This window comes from Vibrio sp. E14 (genome assembly GCF_020515785.1).
GTDB lineage: Bacteria > Pseudomonadota > Gammaproteobacteria > Enterobacterales > Vibrionaceae > Vibrio > Vibrio diabolicus.
Genome location: NZ_JAHPJI010000011.1, coordinates 31531 through 57376, shown reverse-complemented (window position 1 = coordinate 57376; position 25846 = coordinate 31531). Strand labels below are relative to the sequence as shown.

Genomic DNA, 25846 nt, shown 5'->3' with positions numbered 1-25846 from the left:
TTTTTAATTCTGAATTAGGAAAGCTTACTCACCCGCAACTTTCATCGCATCCAGTAAGATTGAACCCGTTTGAATTTGCGAGCGCGTTTCAACGTCGCTACCTACGGCAACAATCTTATTGAACATGTCTTTTAGATTACCAGCAATGGTAATTTCCGATACTGGGTATTGGATTTCACCGTTCTCAACCCAAAAGCCTGCAGCACCGCGAGAGTAATCCCCCGTTACCACGTTCACGCCTTGCCCCATCACTTCTGTCACTAGCAAACCAGTGCCGAGCTCTTTAAGCATTTGTTCGAAGTTTTGACCAGTCGATTTCACGTACCAGTTGTGGATGCCACCAGCGTGACCTGTCGGCGCCATCTTCATTTTACGTGCGGCATAACTGGTTAACAGGTAAGTCGCTAGCACACCGTCAGTGATGATCTCACGATCTTGAGTGTACACGCCTTCGCTATCGAAGGGGCTTGACGCCAAACCACGTAATACATGTGGACGCTCCGAGATATTGAACCACTCAGGAAGCACTTGCTTACCAAGGTGATCAAGTAGAAAAGAAGATTTACGGTACAGGTTACCACCGCTGATCGCCATAACAAGGTGACCAATCAAGCCAGTTGCAACATCAGCGGCAAACATGATTGGGTATTTACCTGTCTTTAAGCGCTGCGCATCTAAGCGGTTAATCGTATTCTCTGCCGCCTTACGACCCACTGTTTCTGGTGTCCATAAGTCATCGCGATGACGTGCCACTGTGTAGCTGTAATCACGCTCCATTTCGCCATTTTGACCAACGCCAATCACACAACAGCTGGTACTGTGGCGGCTAGACGCATAGCTTGCTAATAAGCCATGGCTGTTACCATACACTTTTACACCGTAGTGGCTATCATAACTCGCGCCATCACTTTGCTTGATTGCACTGTCATAACTTAACGCTTCTTTCTCAGCGGCGATCGCCACATCGGCAGCATAATCGGGATCAGGGGCGTCTGGGTGGAAAAGATCAAGCTCAGGGATCTCTTGCACCATGTATTCTTTGGCTGCGGGCCCTGCAAATGGATCTTCAGATGTGTAATGTGCAATATCCAGCGCCGCAATAACGGTTTGCTCGATAGCAGCTTCACTTAAATCAGACGTGGAAGCACTGCCTTTACGTTGACCTCGGTAAACGGTAATGCCCAGCGCACCATCGCTGTTGAACTCGACATTTTCTACCTCGCCCATGCGAGTAGATACACTTAAACCAGTGCTTTTGGTAATTGCGACTTCGGCGGCGTCAGATTTTGCCGATGCAAGCTTTAAGGCTCTTGCGACGGCTTGCTCTAGCTCGGTACGTTGCTCAGCAACCTGCTGTTTAATATCCATTGTCTTTCACATCTTGTCTTTGATGAACAATAGGATAACAAGAATTTCGCTTTCTCCCCACGATTCTTGTTAAAATAGTCATAATATTAATCAAAACACAGGCAACTGAAATGGCACGTAAGAATCAAAAAGCGCCATGGGAACCAGAAGAAGAGATCATCTGGGTAAGCAAATCCGAGATGAAGCGAGACATGGAAGAACTGCAAAAGCTAGGTGAGGAGCTTGTCGGCCTCAAACCTGCAGTTCTAGAAAAGTTTCCATTGAGCGAAGACCTGCGAGAAGCAATTGCAGACGCACAACGCTTTAAAAACGAAGCACGTCGTCGCCAATTACAACGTATTGGTAAGTTGATGCGTTATGAAGATCCAGAGCCAATCCAAGCGGCGTTGGATAAGATTCGTAACAAGCACTCTCAATTAACGGCGGTATTCCACAAGCTTGAAGCTCTGCGTGATCGCGTGGTGGAAGAAGGCGACAAAGCCATTGATGACGTAATGGAAATGTACCCAGAAGCGGATCGTCAGCGTCTACGCCAATTGGCTCGCCAAGCAGCGAAAGAGAAAAAGGCTGGGAAACCAGCAAAAGCGTACCGCGAAATCTTCCAGATCCTAAAAGGTCTGAACGAAGAAGAGTTTTAATTCGACGGTTCGATGCCAACGAGCATTCAATTAACGAAAAAAGCAGACATGATGTCTGCTTTTTTATCTTTTACTTAATCAGCGTTACACCAAGCGATTAATACGCTCTCCGCGCTCGAAAGCGTTAATGTTCTCAATCAAGATTTCCACTAAACGTTGAATTGATGAGTCGCTGCCCCATGCAACATGCGGTGTAAGTAACAAATTAGGTAAACCCATATTGGCAATCAGCGGATTGCTCTCATCAGCTGGTTCTTGGGTAAAGACATCAAAGCCAGCCGCAGCGATTTCTCCCTGCTTTAGGGCATCCACCAGTGCTTCCTCATTCACCAAGCCTCCACGCCCCGTATTAATTAGAATGGCGTTGGACTTCATTTGTTGCAACTCTGCTTGACCAATTAAATTCTGAGTATGCTCGTTGAGCGGACAGTGCAAAGTCAACGCATCAGAACGTTTCAACACTTCCTCAAGCGGTACATAACCAGGTCGACATTCCGGTGCACCTTTACGCTCAGCAAAGATCACCTGCATGCCTAGCGCATTCGCTAACTGTGCTGTCGCTTGCCCTAAAGCGCCGCTGCCAATAACACCTAGTGTGCTACCACCTATATCCCCGATTGGGTGCGTAAAAAAGCAGAACTGCTTATTACGCTGCCATTCGCCAGCGGCAATATCTTGATGGTAACCAAATAAATTTCGGCGTAAAGCAAACAGCATCGCAATCACGTGCTCAGGCACCGAACGCGTCGCGTAACCACGTACATTGGCAACCGCAATATCATGCTTAGCACAGTAGTCTACATCGACGTTGTTAAAACCAGTTGCGGCAACCGCGATCATCCGCAATTGTGGTAGTTGCTCTAATATATTTTGGTCAAGCAGGACTTTATTGCTAATCACGATATCTGCACCTGCTAACCTTTCTATTACCTGCTCTGGCGCGGTTAAGTCGTACTCACGCCAGTAGTGCTGAAAGCTAGGTCGTGGAATCTCAATATGTTCTGGGATGGTCGCACGGTCCAAAAATACGATGGTCGGCAAAGACATAACAACTCCTTGTTCACGGCTGAAAGACAGGATACATCAACCACAGTAACGAAATAGCGAACTAGAAAGAACCGTTGTTGACTGCGGTTGGCATTAAGGGTGTGGCAACGTTTTATAATCAGGCAATGTACGTTCTGGCGAAAAATAGTTAAAGATCGCCGCCTCGGCTTCAGGATAAAAGTCACAAGGTACAAAAATACTACTCAGCTGATCCGTGGCTGGGTGATAAAAACTTAGCTCCGCAGCGTGCAACTCTAAACGTTCTGAAAACTGATACGCCTCTTCGCTTGCATAAAACTCATCACCCACAATCGCATGACCAATCGCCATCAAATGCACGCGTAACTGATGCGATCGACCAGTAATGGGCAGTAGTCGCACAACGGTTGTATGGGTGCCATCAGGGTGCACTTCACGCTTCACCACTTGGAATAAAGTTTGAGATGGTTTGCCGTCGTCGAAGCATACTTTTTGTCGCGGACGATTTGGCCAATCACAAATTAATGGAAGATCAATATTCCCTTCTTGCGGCTCAACATGCCCCCAAACACGTGCGTAATACACCTTGTGGGTGAGACGATATTGGAACTGCTTTTTTAATGCTCGCTCCGAAGGCTTGTTTTTCGCCAGCAGCATCAACCCTGATGTCGACATATCCAAGCGATGCACTACTTGGATTTCTGGATGCACTTCCTTGAGGCGGCTCCACATGCTGTCGTAATGCTCTGCAAGTCGACCAGGAACAGACAGTAACCCAGATGGCTTATTCACTGCCAGAATGTCGTCATCCTCAAAAACGATATCGACCCAAGGATCGGTGGGAGGGGTATATTCAAGCATTGCCATGGGAGATCTCTACAAAATAAAAACGCCGCGATTATATACCCAAATAGCACCCAAATGCAGGGTGCTGAAGAAAAGTTCAAACCAATAAAACAAAGTCAATCCTTTAGCATAAAAACTAAAAATAGCACGTTGTAAATTTAGTTTGACAACAAGACGCATAACTGAATAGAGTGCTAGATGCACACAGCATGATATTCGCAAAGAATACTTAAAATAAATACATCAAAACACAGCATTTAAAAGACATTACCGTTGCGCAGTATAGGGCGAGCGCTCAGCTTGTCATGTACTGCGGTATGTATCTCTTTAGAAAGATACATAAGATAAAAAGGACAATAAGCAATGGACTCCGCCGTTATAGATAAACCCCAATCCAAACTTTCCTTATTTTTTCGTTCGCTAGGCCCCGGCATATTAATGGCATCTGCTGCGGTCGGTGGCTCTCACCTCGTCGCATCAACCAAAGCTGGTGCGATTTATGGCTGGCAACTGGCGGCGCTGATTCTGCTCGTAAACCTGTTTAAATACCCTTTTTTCCGAGCGGGCGTACAGTACACCATGGGGACAGGGCTCACCTTGGTTGAGGGCTACGCGAAATTAGGTCGGCCTTATCTATGGCTATTTCTATTTCTGAGCGTGGTCTCAGCCGTAATCAATACCGCCGCTTTGTTGATGTTTAGTGCTAGCTTGCTGGGCTACTTCATTCCGTTTTCACTATCAATGGCATCACTCAGTATCATTGTGATTGTCACCTGCCTGATCATATTATTTGCTGGTCATTACAAAGCGCTCGATACGTTATCTAAGGTGATCATGTCGGTGTTAACCATCGCGACTTTACTTGCCGTTTCTATCGCCTTTGGTAACCCTGTTGAGCAAGTGGCCAACTTCGAGCCACCGTCACCTTGGTCGATTGCGGCAATTGGCTTTATCGTCGTAACAATGGGCTGGATGCCAGCACCGATAGAGATCTCCTGCTTGACCTCTGCGTGGTTAAAACGCCAATCAAGCCAGCAAGAAGTAACGTATCGCTCTGCTCTATTTGACTTTAATGTCGGTTACATTGGCACGGCTTTTCTTGCCATTATCTTTGTATCGTTAGGTTCTTTGATGCTCTATGGCTCTGGCGTTGCACTTGAAAGCTCAGGCGTTGGCTTCTCCCACCAATTGGTTGGCTTATATGCGGCAACAATTGGCGAATGGTCTCGTTACTTAATCGCGGTAATTGCGTTTTTCTGTATCTTTGGCAGCACGATTACCGTTATTGATGGCTACTCACGCGTTATTTCTGACTCTCAACGTCTACTGCGCTCACAACCAGACACTAACCCTAAAGCCACGTCAGCGATCATGCTGGTGGTCGCCTTACTTGCATTAGGTATTGTGGTTTTCTGGGCTTCTGCGTTATTGCCTATGCTGAACTTTGCGATGATCCTCGCCTTTATGACCACGCCATTCTTTGCTCTGCTAAATTACACATTAGTGAGCAAAACCGAGTTACCTGAACCTTTGGCTGTTGGACCTAAATTGAAGTGGTTGTCGATTGCAGGCCTGATTTACTTGTTTGGCTTCTTGGCTGTATTTATCTGGTGGAAATGGTTGATGTAAATGAGTTAGCTATGAGTGAGTAATGCATTCTGCATAAAGAAACTAAACCGCAAATAAAGAAAAAGGTCTTCAACTGAAGACCTTTTTTAATGAACAATAAATGCTTACTTAGTTGTGGCTCACCACAATCAAACGTAGCGAATCGAGCTGCACTTGAGCTTGGTTGATGTAACCAGTGAGCTCCTTAATTTGTGCATCAATGGCTTCAATTTCTTCATCACGAATATTTGGGTTTACCGCTTTCAGTGCTTGCAAACGCTCAAGTTCTGCATTCAAGCTATGCTGCATATCTTGATGAGCTTGCTTGCGTACTTCCTCAACCTTCGCTTCGATAAGACTATCCCCCGCTTCAATTAAGCGGTGTACGTCTTTCTGTACCGACGTGACCAACTTGCTACCTAAGTGACGGTTTACAGGACTGAGTTGGCGGTTAAAGCTTTCAAACTCCACTTGAGCAGACAAATCATTACCACGCGAGTCCATCATTAAACGGATTGGCGTTTTCGGTAAGAAGCGCGCGATACCACTGCGTTTTGGCGCTTGCGCATCTACCGCGTAAATCAACTCAAGAAGAATAGTCCCGACTGGTAACGCTTTGTTTTTCAGTAGAGATACCGCAGACGTCCCCACTCCTTCACTCATCAGAAGATCGATACCACCCTGGATCATTGGGTGCTCCCAACTGATAAAGTGCATATCTTCACGAGATAAAGCCGTATCACGATCAAACGTGATCGTCGCCCCTTCGTATGGCAGGCCTGGGTAGCTTGGTACCATCATGTGCTCAGATGGGGTCACAATCAGTGCGTTTTCACCTTTGTCGTCTTGGTTCAAGCCAATCGTATCAAAAAGAGAAAGTGCGAAGGTGACCAAATTGGTATCGCCGTCGGTTGATTCAATTTTCTCAACGATTTGTTGTGCTTTTTCCCCGCCATTTGAATGCATTTCTAATAGGCGATCACGGCCTTGCTCTAATTGGGATTTCAGCTCTTTATTCATTTTTGCTGACGCTTCAATAATCTCATCTAGCGTGCTGGTATCACCAGAAGCAAGAATTTCAATCAGATCATCAGAGTACTTATCGTAAACAGCACGGCCTGTTGGGCAGGTTTCCGCAAAAGCGTTCAGGCCTTCATCGAACCAACGTGCTAGGATCGCTTGCGATGTGCCTTTCAGGTAAGGAATATGAATGTCGATGTCACGGTTTTGGCCGATACGGTCCAAACGACCGATACGTTGCTCAAGCAAATCTGGGTTGAATGGCAAGTCGAACATGACAAGTTGGTTGGCAAACTGGAAGTTACGGCCTTCAGAGCCGATTTCACTACAGATAAGAACCTGTGCACCACCTTCTTCTTGCGCAAAGTAAGCGGCTGCTTTGTCACGCTCAAGGATCGACATACCTTCATGGAAGACGGTCGCACGAATGCCTTCACGCTCACGCAGCGCTTGCTCCAATTGCAGAGCCGTACTTGCACGAGAGGCAATCACCAGAATTTTCTCGCTGCGCTTCTCTTTTACCTTTTCAAGTAACCAATTCACGCGCGAGTCAAACTGCCACCAGCTTGCATCATCGCCTTCAAATTCTTGGAAGATCTCTTCTGGGTAAAGGTTCTTCATTGCACGTGCTTCCGAACTCATCTTACCGCCGATCATCCCAGCAACACGCATTGACGTGGTGTATTGCGGTGGAATATCCATTGGCATCAGGTGCACGTTACGCGCAGGGAACCCTTTGATAGCCGCACGTGTGTTACGGAACAGAACTCGTCCCGTACCGTGACGATCCATCAAGTTGTCGATCAACTCTCGGCGCGCTGACGCTTTCGCTTCTTCGTCCGCTTCACTTTCGATAATGCGGAAAAGTGGTTCTACGTCTTGTTCAGACAACAACTCAGTAATCTGGTTTTTCGCTTCATCAGGCAGTTTTTCACCAGAGAAAAGTGAAGTAATCGCATCCGCTACAGGTGCGTATTGCTCTTCTTCCTCGACAAACGCTTCATAATCGTAGAAACGGTCAGGATCCAGCAAACGCAGACGAGCAAAGTGGCTCTCACGACCAAGCTGTTCTGGCGTTGCCGTCAGTAGCAGTACGCCCGGAGTGCGTTCAGCCAAGCCTTCCACTACTTGGTATTCACGGCTCGGTTTATCTTGGCTCCACTCAAGGTGATGCGCTTCATCGACAACCAGTAGGTCCCATTCGCCTTCCAGTGCTTGTTCAAAACGCTTGCGGCTCTTGCGTAGGAAGTCCAAAGAACACAGCACGTATTGCTGGGTATCAAATGGGTTTTCTGCATCCGCGAATGCTTCGATACAGCGCTCTTCGTCAAAGATAGAGAAATGCAGGTTGAAACGACGCATCATCTCAACCAGCCATTGATGTTGCAGTGTTTCAGGTACCACAATCAAAATACGTTCTGCACGGCCAGACAGCACTTGCTGGTGGATGATCATGCCCGCTTCGATGGTTTTACCCAAACCAACTTCATCCGCCAGTAATACGCGTGGCGCGTGGCGACGGCCAACTTCGTGCGCGATGTAAAGCTGATGAGGGATCAAACCTGCACGCATACCACATAGGCCACGCATTGGGCTCTTATGCTGCTCAAACTGGTTGGTCAGCGCACGGTAACGCAGAACAAAGTTGTCCATGCGGTCGATTTGACCGGCGTACAACTTATCTTGAGGTTTATTAAAACGAATTTGGTTGCTCAGAAAAATCTCACGCAGAACGACGGCGGTTTCTTGCGTGTCTTCACGAGTACCGAAATAGGTGTATAGACCTTCATCTTCCAGTACTTCTTCAACTTTTAGAGACCAACCTTCTTGGCAGTCGATGACATCACCAACGTTAAAGGTGACTCGGGTAACAGGTGCATCGTTACGTGCGTAAACTCGGTTTTCCTCTGACGCTGCAAACATCAATGTCACAGTACGAGCATCCATTGCTACAACGGTACCTAAACCTAAATCGCTTTCCGTATCGCTAATCCAGCGCTGCCCCAAAGCAAATGTCATGAATTGACTACCTCGTTATTAGTTCTTGATTCGTGTTTCTTGTTGGTCTACTCATGCCCGTAGGCATGGGTAATAGTTTAGATCTGATTCTGGCTTCTGCTATGCCGATAGCATTCGTCATTCCAGTATGAACTGAGTATTTTTAAGCCAGCTCAACATGATAAATCGGACGTAGCCTATACGCAGAAAAAGGTCGCTAATCTTACTTGAAGCTGTGATTTAGGTCACGCCGAAACCGCGTCAAGCGGAAACTTTTTTTCCCAAACTATAAATGCAATCAAATTGTAAAATACTCATGCCAATTATTAAGTTGTAGAACGTAAATATTACGTATACTTCTAGTGAGGGGCGTTTAAAACCATTGCATATGATTTAAGCGCGTTAGTACACGATTAGGATCAACACGGGTTTGCAGTAAGTTGTCTTGCTACTCGGTTGCACACTAACCGACATCAGCCCGACAACCTCTATTGCAAGCAATCAGAGTTAGGCCGCTTCATACCTATTTGAGAACGACCTAACCACTCGCATGCAGAGCCGTATTACGGCAAGGAGACGCTATGGGCGATACCGATCGGAAACTGTTTGTACTTGATACCAACATTCTTCTTCATGAACCCTTTGCCATCTTCTCTTTCCAAGAACACGATGTCGTTATCCCCATGACCGTGTTGGAAGAACTCGACCGAATCAAAGACAGCAAACGCGATGTCGCAAGAGACGCTCGCGTGGCTATTCGCGCTTTGGAAGATTTGTTTAAAGAAGCAACGCCCGATGAAATTTCTGAAGGTATTCCTGTTTCTAAAGACAGCCCCGACCAAGGCACCATTTCCATTTTGGCGGATTTTGAACTGCAGGAAACCGTCAAAGCCTTCGCCGACAAAGCCGGTGACAACCGCATACTCAATGCGGTGCTTTATCTGCAAAACAAACGAGCACCACGTGAAGTGGTACTGATCACGAAAGACATTAACATGCGTCTGCGCGCCAAAGGCGCTGGCGTACGTTTTGTTGAAGACTACCGAACCGATCAACTGATTGACGACATTCAATACCTCACCAAAGGTTTTCAATTACGTGAGGGGAACTTCTGGAATGATATTGAGGAAGTAGAAAGTTATGCACTGGGCGGAAAAACCTATCACAAACTCAGTCGTGAACCTTTTGAACCAACCTTTATTAACCAATATGTGATTGATGAAGACAGCGACTTTGCTGGCCGCGTGGAAACCATCAATGAAGACAAATTAACGCTACTCGACCTGAGCCGAGAACGCATGATGCACCGTAAGGCTTGGGACATCACACCAAAAAACATCTACCAAGGAATGGCGTTGGATGCCTTACTTGACCCGGATATTGACCTAGTGATTTTAACTGGTGCAGCAGGTAGTGGTAAAACGTTATTAGCCATGGCAGCAGCACTGGAGCAAACCATTGAAAAAGGCATGTTCGATAAAATTATCGTGACGCGTAACACGCCAGATATCGGTGAATCCATCGGCTTCCTACCCGGCTCAGAAGAGGAGAAGATGATGCCGTGGTTAGCGGCGGTGACCGATACCTTGGAAGCGCTACATAAACACGATCACTGCACTGAAGGCTCACTGAAGTACATCTGCGATAAAGCCAATATTCAGTTTAAATCGATCAACTTTATGCGTGGCCGTTCGATTCAAAATGCGTTTGTGCTGCTTGATGAGTGTCAAAACCTCACCGCTTCACAAATCAAAACCATCATCACCCGCTGCGGCGAAGGAACCAAAATCGTCTGCTCCGGTAACTTGGCGCAGATTGACTCCCATTACCTCACCCCTGTGACCTCAGGTTTGACCTACATGGTTGAACGCTTCAAGAACTTTGAAGGCAGCGCGAATATTCACCTTAACGGCGTGGTTCGTAGCCGCTTGGCAGAGTTTGCCGAAGAGAACCTCTAGTCGACATCGACTCACAAAAACAAAAGAGCGCTCTAATGAGCGCTCTTTTTATAACGATTCGAATGAGTTACTCAGTACCACCCACCGTCAGTGAATCCAATTTCAAGGTCGGCTGACCAACGCCAACTGGCACACTTTGTCCAGCTTTACCACATACGCCAACGCCCTTGTCGATACTTAAGTCGTTACCAACCATCGACACTTGTTGCATGGCTTCAATACCAGAGCCAATCAACGTCGCACCTTTAACAGGGCGCGTAATTTTGCCGTTTTCAATTAAGTACGCTTCCGATGCGGAGAACACAAACTTACCCGAAGTAATGTCCACCTGACCGCCACCAAAGTTTGGCGCATACAACCCTTTCTCTACCGTCGAGATGATTTCTTCTGGCGTATGTTCACCTGGTAGCATGTAGGTGTTGGTCATACGCGGCATTGGTAAATGTGCATAAGACTCACGACGACCGTTACCTGTTGGGTTCACACCCATTAACCGCGCGTTTAGCTTGTCTTGCATGTAACCTTTCAGCACGCCATTTTCGATGAGCGTGTTGTACTGGCCATTCACCCCTTCATCATCCACATTCAGTGAACCACGAAGGTCTTTTAATGTACCGTCATCAACAATGGTACACAGTGAAGACGTCACTTGTTGACCCATTTTGCCAGAGAAGACCGAAGATTCCTTACGGTTAAAGTCACCTTCTAGGCCATGACCTACCGCCTCATGTAGCAATACGCCTGGCCAACCTGAGCCCAATACCACTGGCATCATGCCTGCTGGTGCGGCTTCTGCTTCAAGGTTTACCAACGCCATTCGAATCGCTTCGTCTGCGTAATGGAAAGCTTGTTTCACACCATTGCTTTCCGTTAAAAAGAAATCGTAACCGAAACGGCCTCCGCCACCAGCACTACCGCGTTCACGTCGTTCGCCTTTTTGTGCAAGCACACTAATAGACAAACGCACCAAAGGACGAAAATCGCCTGCATAAGTACCGTCTGTTGCCGCAACAAGCATCTGCTCATGCACACCGCTGATGCTGATCGAGACTTCTTTAATCAATGGTTCTTTAGTGCGGATGTAAGCATCTAGAGATTTGAGCAATTCTGTTTTTTGCTGCTTTTCCCACCCAGCTAATGGATTCACAGCGGCGTAGTACGCTTGGTTTTCGGTGCGTTTAAACGCTTGGACTTTACCATTCTGCCCTTGTTGAGCAATACCGCGCGCCGCCATTGCACTCTGCTTCAGACCTTCAGGCTGGATTTGATCAGAGTAGGCAAAGCCGGTTTTTTCACCAGTTACCGCACGGACACCAACACCACAATCAATGTTAAAAGAGCCATCTTTGATGATGCTGTCTTCTAGAACCAGAGACTCGTGCCAGCTGGACTGGAAGTAAATGTCCGCATAATCGATCTGGCGTGTCGCAATGCTGGCAAGCGTGTCAGCAATGTCTTGCTCTGTCAGACCATTTGGGGCAAGGAGTGCCTGTTCTATTTGGTTTGTGCTCATAGTTAGCTCTTTTATTTCCGTCTCAATTCATTTTGAAAGCGACTGTGTTGAGTCAGCGGCATATTCTGCCTTACTTGTTGGCTCTGTGACAAATCTATCTCTGTCACCAATAAGCCTACTTCATCCTGAAGCTGTTTATGAATACGTCCCCAAGGGTCAACGACCATTGAGTGTCCCCATGTTTTTCGTCCACATGGATGCGTTCCAGTTTGTCCGCTCGCCAAAATCCAACATTGTGTCTCAATCGCTCTAGCTCGCAATAATACTTCCCAGTGAGCTTGCCCCGTCACAGCGGTAAACGCAGCAGGCACCACAATGATATCCGCGCCTTCTTGGCGTAATACTTTATAAAGCTCAGGGAAACGAAGATCGTAACAGATGCTCAATCCAACGCTGCCGATATCGGTTTCCGCCACGACTATTTGATTACCCGCCATAAACGTATCCGACTCACGATAACTACCATAACCATCGGCTACGTCGACATCAAACATATGCAGTTTGTCATAGTGAGCAATGCATTTACCGTGCGGCGGCAATACAAGCGTTGTGGTCGTGACACCTTTTGCGGTTTGAATGGGCATGCTTCCGACAATCAGTGTTAACTGGTTCTTTCTTGCGATTTCAGAGAGCCGCTGTTGAATCACGCCACTCCCAAGTGGCTCTGCATGTTGATGGTACGCTTCGCGGTTGGCAAACAGCACCGTATTTTCAGGGGTAAGGACAAGCTTGGCACCTTGCTTACTCGCCAAAGCACACTGTTTTTCAATAAAGTCCAGATTCGCAGTGATATCTGGACCCGATGTCATTTGAATAATGCCAACACGTTCCATGTGTTTCCTCCCTATTCCATTTTAGTCGGTGAGTTATTTCGCCTGTTCACGCAGCTTTTCTGGTAGTTTGTATTCACCTTTACTTCGCGAAATTTCTTTTACCGTTGGTGAGTCTAGTGGGCCTTTCACTTCATAATTGACTTGAGTGAAGACCTCAACCACCGGAGAAATCACTGTTGAGATGGCTAAAACATACAACGCGGTTTGTGGCGCTACTGCAAACGCGGTCAGCATTGGTAGGCCTGATGTGATGTCTGGGGTGAACTTCACTTCCGCATCGACCATTCTGCTGTTCATATTGGCGATGCCGCGGATCTGCATTTCTCCTGCTAAGGCATCCATCACGATATCGTTGGTGATAAACACGCCATCTTGGATTTTGCCCGTGCCCGTGATCGAGTTAAACGCCATGCCTTTATCGAATACGTCGGTAAAATCGAGCTGCATCTTACGGATGATAGAATCCAAACTGAACAAGCCTAACAAGCGTGCCGCACCACTGACTTCACTGATCACGCCTTTACCAAATTCCGTTGAGACATGCCCTTGCAAGGTTTGTGTCTTCATCGACCAAGGCGCGCCGTCCCATTCCATATTGGCGTTGATCTCAAATGGTGCCTGCTGAATACCCGATGTGATACCAAAGCGCTCCATAAGGTCAGAGTTGTTATCACCTTTCATTTTCATGGTTAAGTTGGAATGGCTACTCTCTTTTGTCAGGTCCCACCAACCGCTCATATCAATGCGGTTTTTGCCGCTGCTAAAGGTGATATTTTTCCACTCCAAACGATTCTCGCGACGCTGCAAATCAACATTCACCTTCCCCACTTTGTAACCTTGCAACCAAAAATCATCGATGTTCAAAGTTAAGTTTGGCATCTCAGCGTGAAACTGGCGGTCAAAATTGGTAATCAAAGGCGCATTTTGGTCTTCACTGGCAAAGAGCGAGCTGCGCTCTTTGGTCATCTCTTCAAACCCTGGAATATACAGGTGCAAGTGCTCCAAAGAGACCGATAAGTCATAAGGTTTCAGATAGTTAGCCTTACCCTTAACCTCTTGACTGTCCACATCGAGTTGCCAGCTCAAATTCTTTTTGTTTGCGGAGAAGTCCACATCATGAAACTCAATCCCACCAAGCTGCAAGTTTGGCGTTTCAACATCAATCCGTGTCGGCAATGGAATACTCGGCGTCTTCATGCTTGCCAGAACAGACGATGACGGCTTACTTTCTGAGCCCTGAACCAGCTCTGCCCACTGGTCTAAATTAAGCTCACCGACACGCACTGATGCATCGTGTCCGACAATAGGGCTGATCCTGAAACCACCTTTACCGACCATTAAATGAGTCGCCGTCAGAACAGGTACGTCGCCAGTTATATCTATCTCGGTTTGATACTTAGCATTTGGGATCTGTAATCTTGCGGAAATGCTTTCTTGGTTGCCGGATGCCTGCAGTTTTGCTTGCCCGGACTCGCCAACTTGTTTCGCTAGCGGATAGGGATATTGACTCGCTAAACGATTTAGCTGCGCCAACACATCAAGTTGATAGGTGAAGCCTACATCATTAAGTTGTAAATCAATGTCCATTTGCCACGGCGCATGCCCAGAAACAAGCTTTAACCAACGCTCACCAACATAAGGTTTGAGAGGCTCAACGTCCCAATCCCCTAATGTATTAATCGTCACATTGTAGCCCTGTTCCGCACTCTCACCACGAAAATCGAGGGAGATAGGCTGGGTAAGCAACTCTGCAGACAAACCCGATGTGGTGACCACATCATTATCGAAGTGGATACGCCCTGTGGCTTTCTCCAGCGTCATTGGCGGCGCTTCAATATCGACACGGTTTTCTGTTAAATCGGCATAACCCCAAGCACGGGACTCTTTTTCAAAGTCAAACGGAATGTTGAGCTGGAACTCAGAGTAAACCGGACCACTCACTTGCAGCGCCGTCAACGCTGCCCCGACCGAGTCCACCAATGGCGTCGCCATCATGTAGTCACGAACTTCATTGCCCGGCGCGCTCGCTTTAGCTTCAATCTCAATGTGTCCACCTTCCGCCAACTCAGGGATTCGCCCAGTAATACGCTTGGCATGAACACCATTTAGCGTAGCGGACTTTGAATCCAAATACATGGCATCATTTTCAAACAGCAAGTCCAGCTGCAGATCAGTGATGGTTGGCCACGCCGTATCAAAGCTAAATTTCGCGTCTTTTAAACCGACCCACGCCTGAAACATGCCATTATGATCTTTGTAAGGAAAATCCCCTAACTCGCCATACCACAGCAGCTTAGCCGTATTCACTTTACCGCCTTGAATCGCAGTCGATAGGTAATCCGTTAAGTCTTGTCCAAGTGCCAGAGTCGGCAGGTAACGCCATGTTTCACCTGCGTTATAAAGATCCGCCTCAGCATAAAACGATAAAAATGGGCTTTGTTCTTTTGGAAAATCAAGACGGAATGCTCCTAGTACTTGAAGATCCGGTGTCGCTGCCGTCACTTTATCAGACCACAAGCGCCAGCCACTCTCATCTTGTTGCCAGATAATATCGACTTCACCTTGTTTGATATTCAGCGGAGCTTGAAATACATCACCGTACGGAAATACATCATCAATGACGGTTACTTTCGCTTTTGCCTGATCTAAATCACCAGATACACTGCCCTGTACATGATGGAATCCTGGTAGCAGTTCCCATTGCGTCATCGCAAGTTCATCCAGTTCCGCGGAGTAGCGTAACGTGTCTAAACCACCGTTCATGGACAAGCGAACATCTTCAACTCGGCCTTTCGGTGCCAATTTGTTGATAAGGTCACTGGTCGACTCCGACTCTGGAGCCAATTTGATGAGCGGAATAAGTGCTTCTATATCGAGTTGAGAAAGGTTGAGCATCCAACCATTCGGTTGCCAATCAAACGCTGCGTCTAATTCCGGCCAAGGGGTGTTGTCGGTTCGGATCCGAAGTGAGTGACCATTTACTTTCCAACCTTGTTTATCTGGTCGAAGATTGAAAATACCTGACTCGATAAACAGCTCATGACGACCGTTTTCATTCCACACGAGCTCAGAAGGCAACAGTTCAACATACGCATCATTCGGTTGGCTGTGTTTCAGCGTCAGCCAAGTGTTTAAGCTGACCTTACCCGATTCAGCACCCGACTCTTCTTGCATATAAGTGGTTAACCAAGGCGTCACTGAGACATCTTGGGCACTCACGTAAAACTCACCAGACACATCACGCAGCGAACCATGGTCTTTAAAGTTAGCGCTCACTAACAATGAATTCAGACGAACATCGGCAATGTTCACGGTGCCTTCTGCTAAGTGGTGCTTGCCTTGGTTGCTCCAACGGAGCTGCTCGATATCTAAACGGCGAGTCTCACCAGATACCGATTTATACCAAATCCGTGAGTCGGTAATGGTGAAGTCTTCAAACTGACGTAAAAGAAGTGAGTCGAGTTGGTCGATGAGCTTCACTTCGCTCTTGTCCACACTCGGTTCCTGCTCTTGACGACTAGAGGTCGGCAGAATGTCTACGGTGTGAATATCCAGAGCGAGGTTATGGATGGTGAGGTCTGCGACCACCGGTTTGAGTTGCAAAAGAGATTGAATGAGATCGAATTCAATTTGGATTTCTTCAACGGCAAAGCGTGCATCCTGAATATTCGGCAGGTTCGCTTCTAAACCGAGTAGCGCGATGGAGGGGTGATTATTGCGCCACGTCCCTGCGACGTTGGCGATAGAAAAGTCAAAACCTGTGTCTTGCTTGACCCAGGTTTTGATCTCATCTTGGAAGTGGTTAAGTTGTGGCAATGTGACGCGCAGTGTGGTTACTAATATGGCCAATAACACCAGTACAGTAACTAAACTCCACGCACAAAAACGCCCAAAACGGTTAACACCAGAATTCACAAATGTTCCAAATTACATCATTACGACGTCAAACTGTTCCTGAATGTACAGGGGCTCAGCCTGAACTCGCACTTGCTTGCCAATAAATACTTCGAGCTCAGCCAATGCATGAGACTCATCACCCAACAGCGCTTCAGCAACAAACGGCGATGCGTATACAACAAAATTATCGGCGTCGTAAGCACGGTTTACACGAGTAATCTCGCGTAATATCTCAAAGCACACGGTTTCAACCGTTTTCACGCTACCACGGCCCTCACAAGTAGGACAGCCAGAACACAAGATATGTTCAATACTTTCTCGTGTGCGCTTACGCGTCATCTCGACTAAGCCGAGCTGAGTAAAGCCGTTGATGTTGGTTTTTACCCGGTCTTTAGCCAGTGCGGTTTCCAACGAGGTAAGCACTCGCTGACGGTGCTCTTCAGACGCCATATCGATAAAGTCGATGATGATGATGCCGCCAAGATTACGCAAACGCAGCTGACGAGCAATAGCTTGCGTTGCCTCAATGTTGGTATTAAAGATGGTCTCTTCAAGATTACGACGACCAACAAATGCACCAGTGTTGATGTCGATAGTTGTCATGGCTTCAGTTTGATCGATGATCAAGTAGCCACCCGACTTTAGCTCAACCTTGCGCTCTAAAGAACGCTGAATTTCATTCTCGGTGTCGTACATATCAAAGATTGGCTTGTCACCTTCGTAAAGCTCAAGCTTGTCTGTTAACTCAGGTACATACTCAGAAGTGAATTCTTTCAGGTTTTCATATTCGAGGCGGGAGTCGACCATGATTTTATCGAGCTCTGTGCCGACAAAATCACGCAGAATGCGCTGGGCCAAACCAAGCTCACCGTAAAGCGTTGAACGCGTTTTGTATTTTGAACGACGCTCCATGACTTTTAGCCACAAGCGCTTAAGAAATGCCGCATCTTGAGAAAGCTCTTTTTCATCTGCGCCTTCCGCGGCGGTACGAATGATAAAACCACCATGCTCATCACAGTAATGATTCACCACTTTTTTCAGACGCTCGCGCTCTTTCTCACTCTCAATACGCTGCGAGACACCAACATGGCTGGCACCCGGCATAAAGACAAGATAACGTGAAGGTAAGGTGATATCCGTCGTTAAACGCGCGCCTTTCGTGCCGAGCGGATCTTTGACCACTTGTACAACAATGTCTTGCCCCTGACGTACCAGCTCAGAGATATCACGGACTTGAAACTGCTGTTTTTCGTTCTCTGCCACACATTCGGTATGCGGGACAATATCTGACGCATGTAAAAATGCCGCTTTATCTAAACCGATATCGACGAAAGCCGCTTGCATACCTGGCAGTACTCGGCTTACTTTGCCTTTGTATATATTGCCCACAATGCCGCGACGCGATTCGCGCTCGATATGTATTTCTTGTAGTACTCCACCTTCAATCATGGCCACACGAGTTTCACTCGGGGTCACGTTAAGCAGCAATTCTGCACTCATGTGCACACCTCAAAACAATTATAAAAATTCTTGAATTAGCTGATCGGTTTCGAACAAAGGTAAGCCTACTACAGCGTGATAACTGCCTTCGATTCGGGTGACAAATCGCCCTCCGAGTCCCTGAATACCATAACTTCCAGCTTTATCGCATGGCTCTCCTGACTGCCAATATTGTTCGATTTCTTCGTGAGTCAGTTGCTTGAACCACACGTCAGTGGTGACGACCACTGAATGTTGTTGTTCCGATGATACGACGCTCACCGCAGTCATCACTTGATGACGACGACCGGATAAGTCAGTAAGCATACGCTTTGAATCTTCAAAACTTTTTGGTTTTTCTAGCACACGGTCATCGCATACTACGACCGTGTCAGAGCCCAATACAACGGAATCAGGCTTAGCTAATGCTAAGCCTGCCTGAGCTTTTTCCAAAGAAAGACGCAGCACATACTCTCGTGCCTGCTCATTAGCCTCTTTGGCTTCCTCAATATCAGGCAATACGATCTCAAAGTCATAACCTAGTTGAGCAAGCAGCTCTTTTCTTCTCGGAGAACCCGAAGCGAGAACGAGAGATAAGCTTTTCTTCACCGCTTTACCTTACGTGCCATGCACGACGAACTCGTCGCATTAATAAAAACATCCATGGCCAAAGTATACAGTTTATTGCCGCCGTCCACAGAGATAATGGATTAAATACTACGTCCTGGTTCAAATATTCCCCACAGAATATCAAAACTTCCAATAACGCAGTAAAAAAGGCAATTAAAATCGACTGTTGCCACAATGCCATGTTACGAATCAATAGGAAATTCAACGCCACCAGATAGATGACAATCGACATCATCATGCCGCGAATTCCAAGCGTTGAGCCGATCAAGATATCCCATAATAAGCCCAGCACTAGCGCGGTTCCAACGTTCACTCGGTGCGGCAGTGCCAACACCCAATAACACGTGACAAGGAACAACCATGATGGACGTAAAACATCTAACACACCTGGCCACGGAATGGTTTGCAATACCAGCGCAACGAAGAAACTGACACCAATCACCATTCGGCTGCTCACTACATTATTGGCCATCAGTTACCTCTTGTTCTTTTTGCTCTAATCCTTCATCCACATTGGATCGCAGCACTTTGTGTTGACGATCTTCATTCGGCCAAATCAGCAGTAGATAACGTAAGCGATCAAACTCTACAACTGGCTCAGCCTTGATTGACGCAAACTCTTGGCGCGTATCGTGATCCACATTGGTAACCGTCGCGACTGGGTACCCCTCTGGGTAAATCCCACCTAGGCCGGATGTCACCAATAGATCGCCAACCTGAATATCAGTACTGGTTGGAATGTGCTCCAGTTGGATTTCATCCATTTCACCATTGCCCGACGCGATCACTCGAATATCGTTACGGATCACCTGGACAGGAATCGCATTTTTCGCATCCGTTAGCAACAGAACACGTGCGTTGTGCGCTGCGACAAACGTAACCTGACCAACAATGCCTTTTTCGTTGATCACTGGCTGTCCGACGTACACACCGTCTATTTGTCCTTTATCAATCACCACTTGATGACGATAAGGTGAGGTATCAACCGCCATCACTTCTGTTACGACTTTCTTTTCGTCCCGGACAAATGAAGAGCCTAACAATTTGCGTAGACGTTGGTTTTCTTCTTTATATTGATCGAGCAAGATCAGCTCGCTTTTCAGGCGTAGCACTTCTCGCTTTAAGTTGCGATTGCCTTCAACTAATGCCTGACGAGTATTAAAACGTTCAAATACGCCATCGAACATGCTGCGAGGCAAATTGGCTGCGTATTGAATGGGCGCAACCATACTGTTCAATAAGTATCGGACGTTGGAAAACGTATCTAGACGACTATCAGCCAGCATTAAGCTCGCCGACACGATGACAGCAAAAAACAGACGTAATTGCAGAGACGGACCTCTGCCAAAAATCGGTTTCATCTTGTTTTTGACCTGATTGCTTCCATGATTATTGAGCCTTACTTGGCAACCTAAAAATACTTAAATAAATACTTTTAGGTATGGAGCATGTTTGAATTACAGAGAGAGCAGAAATGAAGGTGAAGCCCGACATGAGCTTCACCTAAACCTTTATTCTTCAGAGAACAGATCGCCACCGTGCATGTCGATCATTTCTAGTGCTTTACCGCCACCACGCGCAACACACGTTAGTGGATCTTCCGCGATAACCACAGGGATACCGGTTTCTTCCATTAATAGACGATCGAGATCTTTCAGTAGCGCGCCACCACCAGTCAGAACCATGCCGTTTTCAGAAATGTCTGAAGCAAGCTCTGGTGGACACTGTTCTAGTGCAACCATGACTGCTGAGACGATGCCAGATAGCGGCTCTTGAAGCGCTTCTAGGATCTCGTTTGAGTTCAAGCTAAAGCTGCGTGGCACACCCTCTGCAAGATTACGACCGCGAACTTCAATCTCTTGAACTTCATCGCCAGGGTAAGCAGAACCGATTTCATGTTTGATCTTTTCAGCCGTGGCTTCACCAATCAAGCTGCCGTAGTTACGACGTACGTAGTTAATTACCGCTTCATCAAAGCGGTCACCACCGATACGTACAGACGATGAGTAAACCACACCGTTTAGAGAGATAACCGCAACTTCAGTTGTACCACCACCGATATCGACCACCATTGAACCTGTCGGCTCAGATACGCGCAGACCAGCACCAATTGCCGCCGCCATTGGCTCGTCGATTAGGTAAACTTCACGCGCACCAGCACCGAGTGCTGATTCACGAATTGCGCGGCGCTCAACTTGGGTAGAACCGCAAGGAACACAAACAAGAACACGTGGGCTTGGCTTTAGGATGCTGTTGTCATGCACTTGTTTGATAAAGTGCTGAAGCATTTTTTCGGTTACGTAGAAATCAGCGATTACGCCGTCTTTCATTGGGCGGATAGCGGAAATGTTGCCAGGTGTACGACCAAGCATCTGTTTTGCTGCGTGACCGACTGCAGCAACGCTTTTTGCAGAACCTACACGATCTTGACGAATAGCAACTACAGAAGGTTCATCAAGGACAATACCTTGCCCTTTTACGTAAATTAGAGTGTTGGCTGTACCTAAATCGATAGATAGATCGTTAGAAAACATGCCACGAAGTTTCTTAAACATACTCTTCGCTCATCCTGCAAAAATATAGAAGACAAAAATTGCTCTAAATGTACCAATGCCTCGCTGTCACAGCAAGGTATTGGTACACAAACATGAGCAGAAAGCCTCAATTTATTGCAGTTTCCTAACTTAAGGGCAAAAACCTAAGTTGTTACTGTCCGGTTAACCCTGGCTCACCACGGTAAATCACGCGATCGTTACCACGATGAATACCGAAGGTGACGACGGAGGATGGGTTTTCTTCGGAGCCATCATTGTCCCAATCATATTTGAGCCATGGTAAACCATTTTCAGAGTCATCAAGATCTAACCAAACGCGCGTTTGCTGACGGTATGGCTCAGCTTGAGTTGCAGTTACAGAACGAGAAGAGCCAGAAGACACTTCACCACCAGCTCCTAGTGTAACCGCTTTAGGATCAGCATCAGTACCTGTTGGCCAGATATGCGTTTCAGCGGCAGTGACACCTTTCACATCGGTTTGATTGTCATCAGGGTTGGCGATAAAGCGGCTACCATTCCAGTATTCAACTCGAAGTGGCACATGTAATGTCGTGCCTTGGTTACCACCTACATCATCTAGGTCAACACGACCAAAACGGATGTCGGGTTGCGGAGCCAAAACTGAATCACTCTCGATTACCGTCACAGGATCCTTACTAGCACTTGAGCCTGTGATTGAAATTAATGTGTCCTTACCTTGCTCAAACAAGTTAAAAGGCCCATCAGGGTAATGGGCTCCATTTCCCTTCGCTACAAACAAACCATCACTACTTGAGCCCGTATAAATACCTACACTTCTAGAATCCGCGAGCGACTTACCAGAGCTTTCCTTCCATGTTCCGCTGTACGTTTTCACAGAAGAGAAACGAGACGTGTATGCCCCATTCTCATATAGGTTGAACTTAGCCAACAAAGAATCATCAAAATATGTGTAGTTAGTTAAAGCACCTTTACCCGCATTTAGAGCCTCAACATAAAACTTACTCACTCCAAACGGCTGATTCATATAAGCAAAGCTCTGCGCGTTGGGATAATCCCAGTCCACACTTTCATCTGGGTAAACTTTAAAGTATTTAGGGTAGAATCGACCAATGACGCCTTTCGCGGGCTCAATCACAAATGCTTTACTACCCAAGTAGGCTTCTGGTGGCGTTACTGTAAACTCAAACGCCCCAACCTCGGAGACACTTTGCTCAATTGAATCTTTTGCATTTGTTGGCGTGTCATGATTATACACATCCTTACCTAAAACCCCGGTTGACAAAGCGCCAGCCGTTGGATAAGTCACTTTATGAGCGACAGATAGCCCTTCTTGCTGATAGTTTTTCGCCAATGCTCCGCCAAATTGATGAGCTGTTACGAACATATTGAAAGGTTCACCAGCAGCAACAAAACCTTGAGAACAAGAACCTGAGCTACATTGTCCCCCATCGGTTGACAGCGTCAGATATGCAGGGAAACTAACAAAGCTATTCTGGCCCAAGGAGTCACTTTCATCTTTAATTCTTGCCTTCAGCGCAACCTTGCCAGCTTCAGGGTATCTCAGGTTAAAGTATGCTTTACCTTGGTTATTAAAATAAACATCTGCGATATCAACATCAGTTGTTCCAACACTAACTTCACCACTGAACTTACCATCTCGTTTTTTGAAAGAAACGTAAGCTGGTACTGATACTGCGTTACTTGTCGGCTCTATTCTTTCGATAGACAGCTGAACATATCGATTTTCGCCGTTACCACCTTGCTGACTTGGCAAGCTACAAAACTCTAAATATGGTGAGCTTTGGTTGCTATATAATGCATCTCCGTCAGTGTTAAAGAATGGCTTACCTGCGACTTTATCCGGCACAGTGACCCCTAATGCAGCAGAGTTAAACAAGATATTACAGTTTTGTTCAGATAGCGGACCACCAGCGATACGACACTTCGCACCGTCAAAACCAAACTGCGGAACCGAGCTACTTGCAATCCCAAGTTTTGCGGAGCCTGATTGGAATGCTTGTAACTTCAATGACACTGAGTCAGAGAACGTAACATGATCGCCACCTTCCCATGCTACAAGAGAATCAGATTGAGGTAATAAGGAGACCGTCACTGGGTCAACAACAGCTCCTGGATTCGCATTCAATATTGAAGAAGGATAAGTTTTTGAACAAGATTCATCCATGCAGGCACGAAGCGTAACTTCAGATGCCTGACAAATACTTCCGGTCCCTGCGTAATCAAACTCAAAGTGATGAATACCGTCCGTAATTTTTTGGTATTTATCAGCACAAACTTGGAAGTTATCCATGTCGTGAGTATTAGTATAATCACCAGTAGAGGCTGTAACCGAGATACGGAAATTTTCCGGAGTATAATTAAAACCTCCCTCAGTTAAGACATCAAAGTCGCGAATAACCATACTCCACTGCCCATTCTTGATTTTTCGTTGAACAGAAAGTGTAATAACGCCAGATTTTCGTGAATTTAAAATAACTTTATAGCGATGGCGCTTATTTTTACGATTATCTAAATCACCATTAAATTGCTGACCTTTAATGTATTTATATCCGCGTAACCATTTCCCATCACTATCTTTTAAACCAGCGCCCCGAATACCAACATTGTTAGGAATACCATTGCGAGCTAGATTTTCTCCACCTTCTCGATAAAAGTTACCGTACTCATCGATACCAATACCCAACCAACCACCAGCAAAGCCCTCAACATCTTGTGAGACTTCGTGTGAGTGGTTTTTTCTCAATTTCATACCGTAGCCTAGTGGACCACCAAACGCTCCTGTTTGGGGAGGAACATTAGCATCAGAAATCACGAGAGCTACACCGTCGGCACCATTACGAGAGCTACCATACGCATAGTGATCAAACTCTATTTCTAGATAATTCTCTTTGGATGGGAACAAGTAATTGTATGCCGAAGCCGTAGCTTGACGAGCACGATTATCATTTAACCTGAAGCGCCCATTAATTACTTGTGGCTTAACACTGCTGCCGTAACCAATAACAGACCAGTTATCTACATTAGACGAGCTAAACGTTTCCATCGGTAATAGATTACACTGTTGGACTGGAGGCTGAACTGGACAAGAGTAATCTGGCTTCTTAATAACTACACCGTTTTTCATGGTTAGATGTCGAGACGTCACAGAGCCATGAACAGTTATTGGGTTCTCAAAACTAATGCGATTTGCTAATACAAAGCCATAAAAATCAGGGTTACGAGTTTTGAAAATTATGTTCGCATCAGGAGCATAAATCGTTACATAGTAATGAGTAGTTATCGCAATAGGGTTATTGAAGATTACAGAATCCCCACTGACATTGATTTTCGACTGGTTGAAAAAAGTGTACTTACCATGCCCAGTATGACTCCATTGCCCGAGAGTTACCTCTGCATCTTCGGGAATCACTAGGCGCACATCATCATTTGTCCCGACCTCCATAACTAATTTCTTGATATTAGTTTGATTTGGAAGAATGACTTTCACTTGATCATAAGGTGAGTTGTATTGATTTACATCTAGCGTATCTAAATTCGATGTGACTTGAATTTCGATCCCTGTTTTTCCATCAACTGAATACGTATTAGCCCGGCAAAGACTATTGTTAGAGCAAATCTGTCCTATATTTTCAGCAGTAATACGTAATGAACCATCGCCAAAGTTGGTAGCAACGCCCAGTGGTTCATTCGCTTTGCGGCTTTCTAGGTAGCCATCTTTATTACCCACATCACAGCCAGCATCTGAGTCACACATTGGCTCCATATATAAGCGATCTTGAGCATCCAATTGACTCACCGTGTCAAAGCCCGCCAGAATAAATTTTGATTGTCTCGGAGTAGGCATTGAGCTTGAGTAGCGAAATAAATCTTGTTTATCTGTAACGGTATAGTAAGTCTTGTAGTCTTCTGACCAACCTAACGCACGCGCAGATTTGTTTGGCACAACAAGGGTGTTACTTGTAACGCCTTTCATGCCTTGAATAGGTTCTGGGAAATACTGACAGACATTATCAGGTATTTCAGGCTCAACAGGGTTAGGTTCGTCACCACCACCACAATCTACGTTGCTTGGGCTGCCAGAATGAACAAGGGAAAGTTTACCATTTTTCAAATCAACGCCAGATTGGGTTTCAATAAGTAGCCAGTGACTCTCACTAGCAAACTTGCGGTAATACTTCAGGGTCGCAGATGATACAGAGTAGTCAATACGAATATTATAACGCTGACCTTCTAACAAGTTTGGTTCATAAAAGTAATGATTTGAATTGGAAAGACGGTCCGTTGTGTACCAAAGAACTTCATCAGGGTGATTACCATTGTGTTCAAGAAGCACATAACTATTATGCGCAGGACCTACGACATCAAAAGTAACTTCAAAGTTTTTATTCCCCCAAAACTCACACGTCCCAGCGAAAGCAGGAAATACAAGTAAGCAAGCAATGGTAGCCACTACCAAATTAAACAGTTTTTTCAT

At 46.2% G+C, this 25846-nt stretch carries 16 protein-coding genes; 3 read left to right on the top strand and 13 right to left on the bottom strand.

The window, feature by feature from the left end:
- Positions 1-24 precede the first annotated feature (24 nt).
- Positions 25-1368 (bottom strand): metalloprotease PmbA, encoded by a 1344-nt coding sequence (pmbA, locus tag LIX84_RS20795; RefSeq protein WP_005396252.1) that lies wholly within the window; start codon positions 1366-1368, stop codon positions 25-27.
- A gap of 110 nt (positions 1369-1478) precedes the next feature.
- On the opposite strand from pmbA, the gene yjgA reads away from it, so the two are divergent.
- Positions 1479-2006 carry a ribosome biogenesis factor YjgA gene (gene yjgA / locus LIX84_RS20790; protein ID WP_005396253.1) on the top strand — a complete coding sequence of 176 codons (528 nt, stop codon included), beginning with the start codon at positions 1479-1481 and terminating at the stop codon, positions 2004-2006.
- Positions 2007-2090: 84 nt separating this feature from the next.
- Here yjgA and LIX84_RS20785 read toward each other — a convergent pair whose 3' ends face one another.
- Complete coding sequence (locus LIX84_RS20785; RefSeq protein WP_226422110.1) at positions 2091-3053, bottom strand: D-2-hydroxyacid dehydrogenase; 963 nt, start codon at positions 3051-3053, stop codon at positions 2091-2093.
- A gap of 93 nt (positions 3054-3146) precedes the next feature.
- Positions 3147-3899 carry a pseudouridine synthase gene (locus tag LIX84_RS20780; protein ID WP_104969831.1) on the bottom strand — a complete coding sequence of 251 codons (753 nt, stop codon included), beginning with the start codon at positions 3897-3899 and terminating at the stop codon, positions 3147-3149.
- A gap of 342 nt (positions 3900-4241) precedes the next feature.
- Between LIX84_RS20780 and LIX84_RS20775 the strand changes: the two genes are divergently transcribed.
- Positions 4242-5507: an NRAMP family divalent metal transporter gene (locus LIX84_RS20775; protein ID WP_031780527.1), complete on the top strand. Its 1266-nt coding sequence runs from the start codon at positions 4242-4244 to the stop codon at positions 5505-5507.
- A 108-nt stretch (positions 5508-5615) separates the two neighbouring features.
- Here the strand turns inward: LIX84_RS20775 and rapA are convergent, their stop codons facing one another.
- The gene (rapA, locus tag LIX84_RS20770) at positions 5616-8525 is read right to left on the bottom strand and encodes an RNA polymerase-associated protein RapA (RefSeq protein ID WP_226422109.1); all 2910 of its coding nucleotides are present in this window, start codon (positions 8523-8525) and stop codon (positions 5616-5618) included.
- 560 nt (positions 8526-9085) lie between these two features.
- Here rapA and LIX84_RS20765 point away from each other — a divergent pair.
- Positions 9086-10462, top strand: a complete 1377-nt coding sequence (locus LIX84_RS20765; RefSeq protein WP_226422108.1) for a PhoH family protein — start codon at positions 9086-9088, stop codon at positions 10460-10462.
- A gap of 67 nt (positions 10463-10529) precedes the next feature.
- On the opposite strand, the gene tldD is transcribed toward LIX84_RS20765, so the two are convergent.
- From tldD to LIX84_RS20720, 9 genes are all read right to left on the bottom strand, one after another.
- Positions 10530-11975 (bottom strand): metalloprotease TldD, encoded by a 1446-nt coding sequence (tldD, locus tag LIX84_RS20760; RefSeq protein WP_226422107.1) that lies wholly within the window; start codon positions 11973-11975, stop codon positions 10530-10532.
- An 11-nt stretch (positions 11976-11986) separates the two neighbouring features.
- The gene (locus tag LIX84_RS20755) at positions 11987-12808 is read right to left on the bottom strand and encodes a carbon-nitrogen hydrolase family protein (protein WP_085344285.1); all 822 of its coding nucleotides are present in this window, start codon (positions 12806-12808) and stop codon (positions 11987-11989) included.
- Between the two features lie 33 nt (positions 12809-12841).
- Positions 12842-16723: a YhdP family protein gene (locus LIX84_RS20750; protein ID WP_226422106.1), complete on the bottom strand. Its 3882-nt coding sequence runs from the start codon at positions 16721-16723 to the stop codon at positions 12842-12844.
- 12 nt (positions 16724-16735) lie between these two features.
- The gene (rng, locus tag LIX84_RS20745) at positions 16736-18205 is read right to left on the bottom strand and encodes a ribonuclease G (protein WP_005381138.1); all 1470 of its coding nucleotides are present in this window, start codon (positions 18203-18205) and stop codon (positions 16736-16738) included.
- A gap of 18 nt (positions 18206-18223) precedes the next feature.
- Entirely contained in the window at positions 18224-18793 is a 570-nt protein-coding gene (locus tag LIX84_RS20740; protein ID WP_226422105.1) for a Maf family protein, read from the bottom strand.
- Between the two features lie 4 nt (positions 18794-18797).
- On the bottom strand, positions 18798-19286 hold the full coding sequence (gene mreD, locus LIX84_RS20735; protein WP_012841380.1) for a rod shape-determining protein MreD: 489 nt from the start codon (positions 19284-19286) through the stop codon (positions 18798-18800).
- Positions 19276-20175, bottom strand: a complete 900-nt coding sequence (mreC, locus tag LIX84_RS20730; RefSeq protein ID WP_152815022.1) for a rod shape-determining protein MreC — start codon at positions 20173-20175, stop codon at positions 19276-19278. Before mreC ends, mreD begins: the two co-directional genes overlap by 11 nt.
- A 150-nt stretch (positions 20176-20325) precedes the next feature.
- Entirely contained in the window at positions 20326-21369 is a 1044-nt protein-coding gene (locus LIX84_RS20725) for a rod shape-determining protein (protein WP_005381144.1), read from the bottom strand.
- A 151-nt stretch (positions 21370-21520) separates the two neighbouring features.
- On the bottom strand, positions 21521-25846 hold the full coding sequence (locus LIX84_RS20720) for a DUF6701 domain-containing protein (protein ID WP_226422104.1): 4326 nt from the start codon (positions 25844-25846) through the stop codon (positions 21521-21523).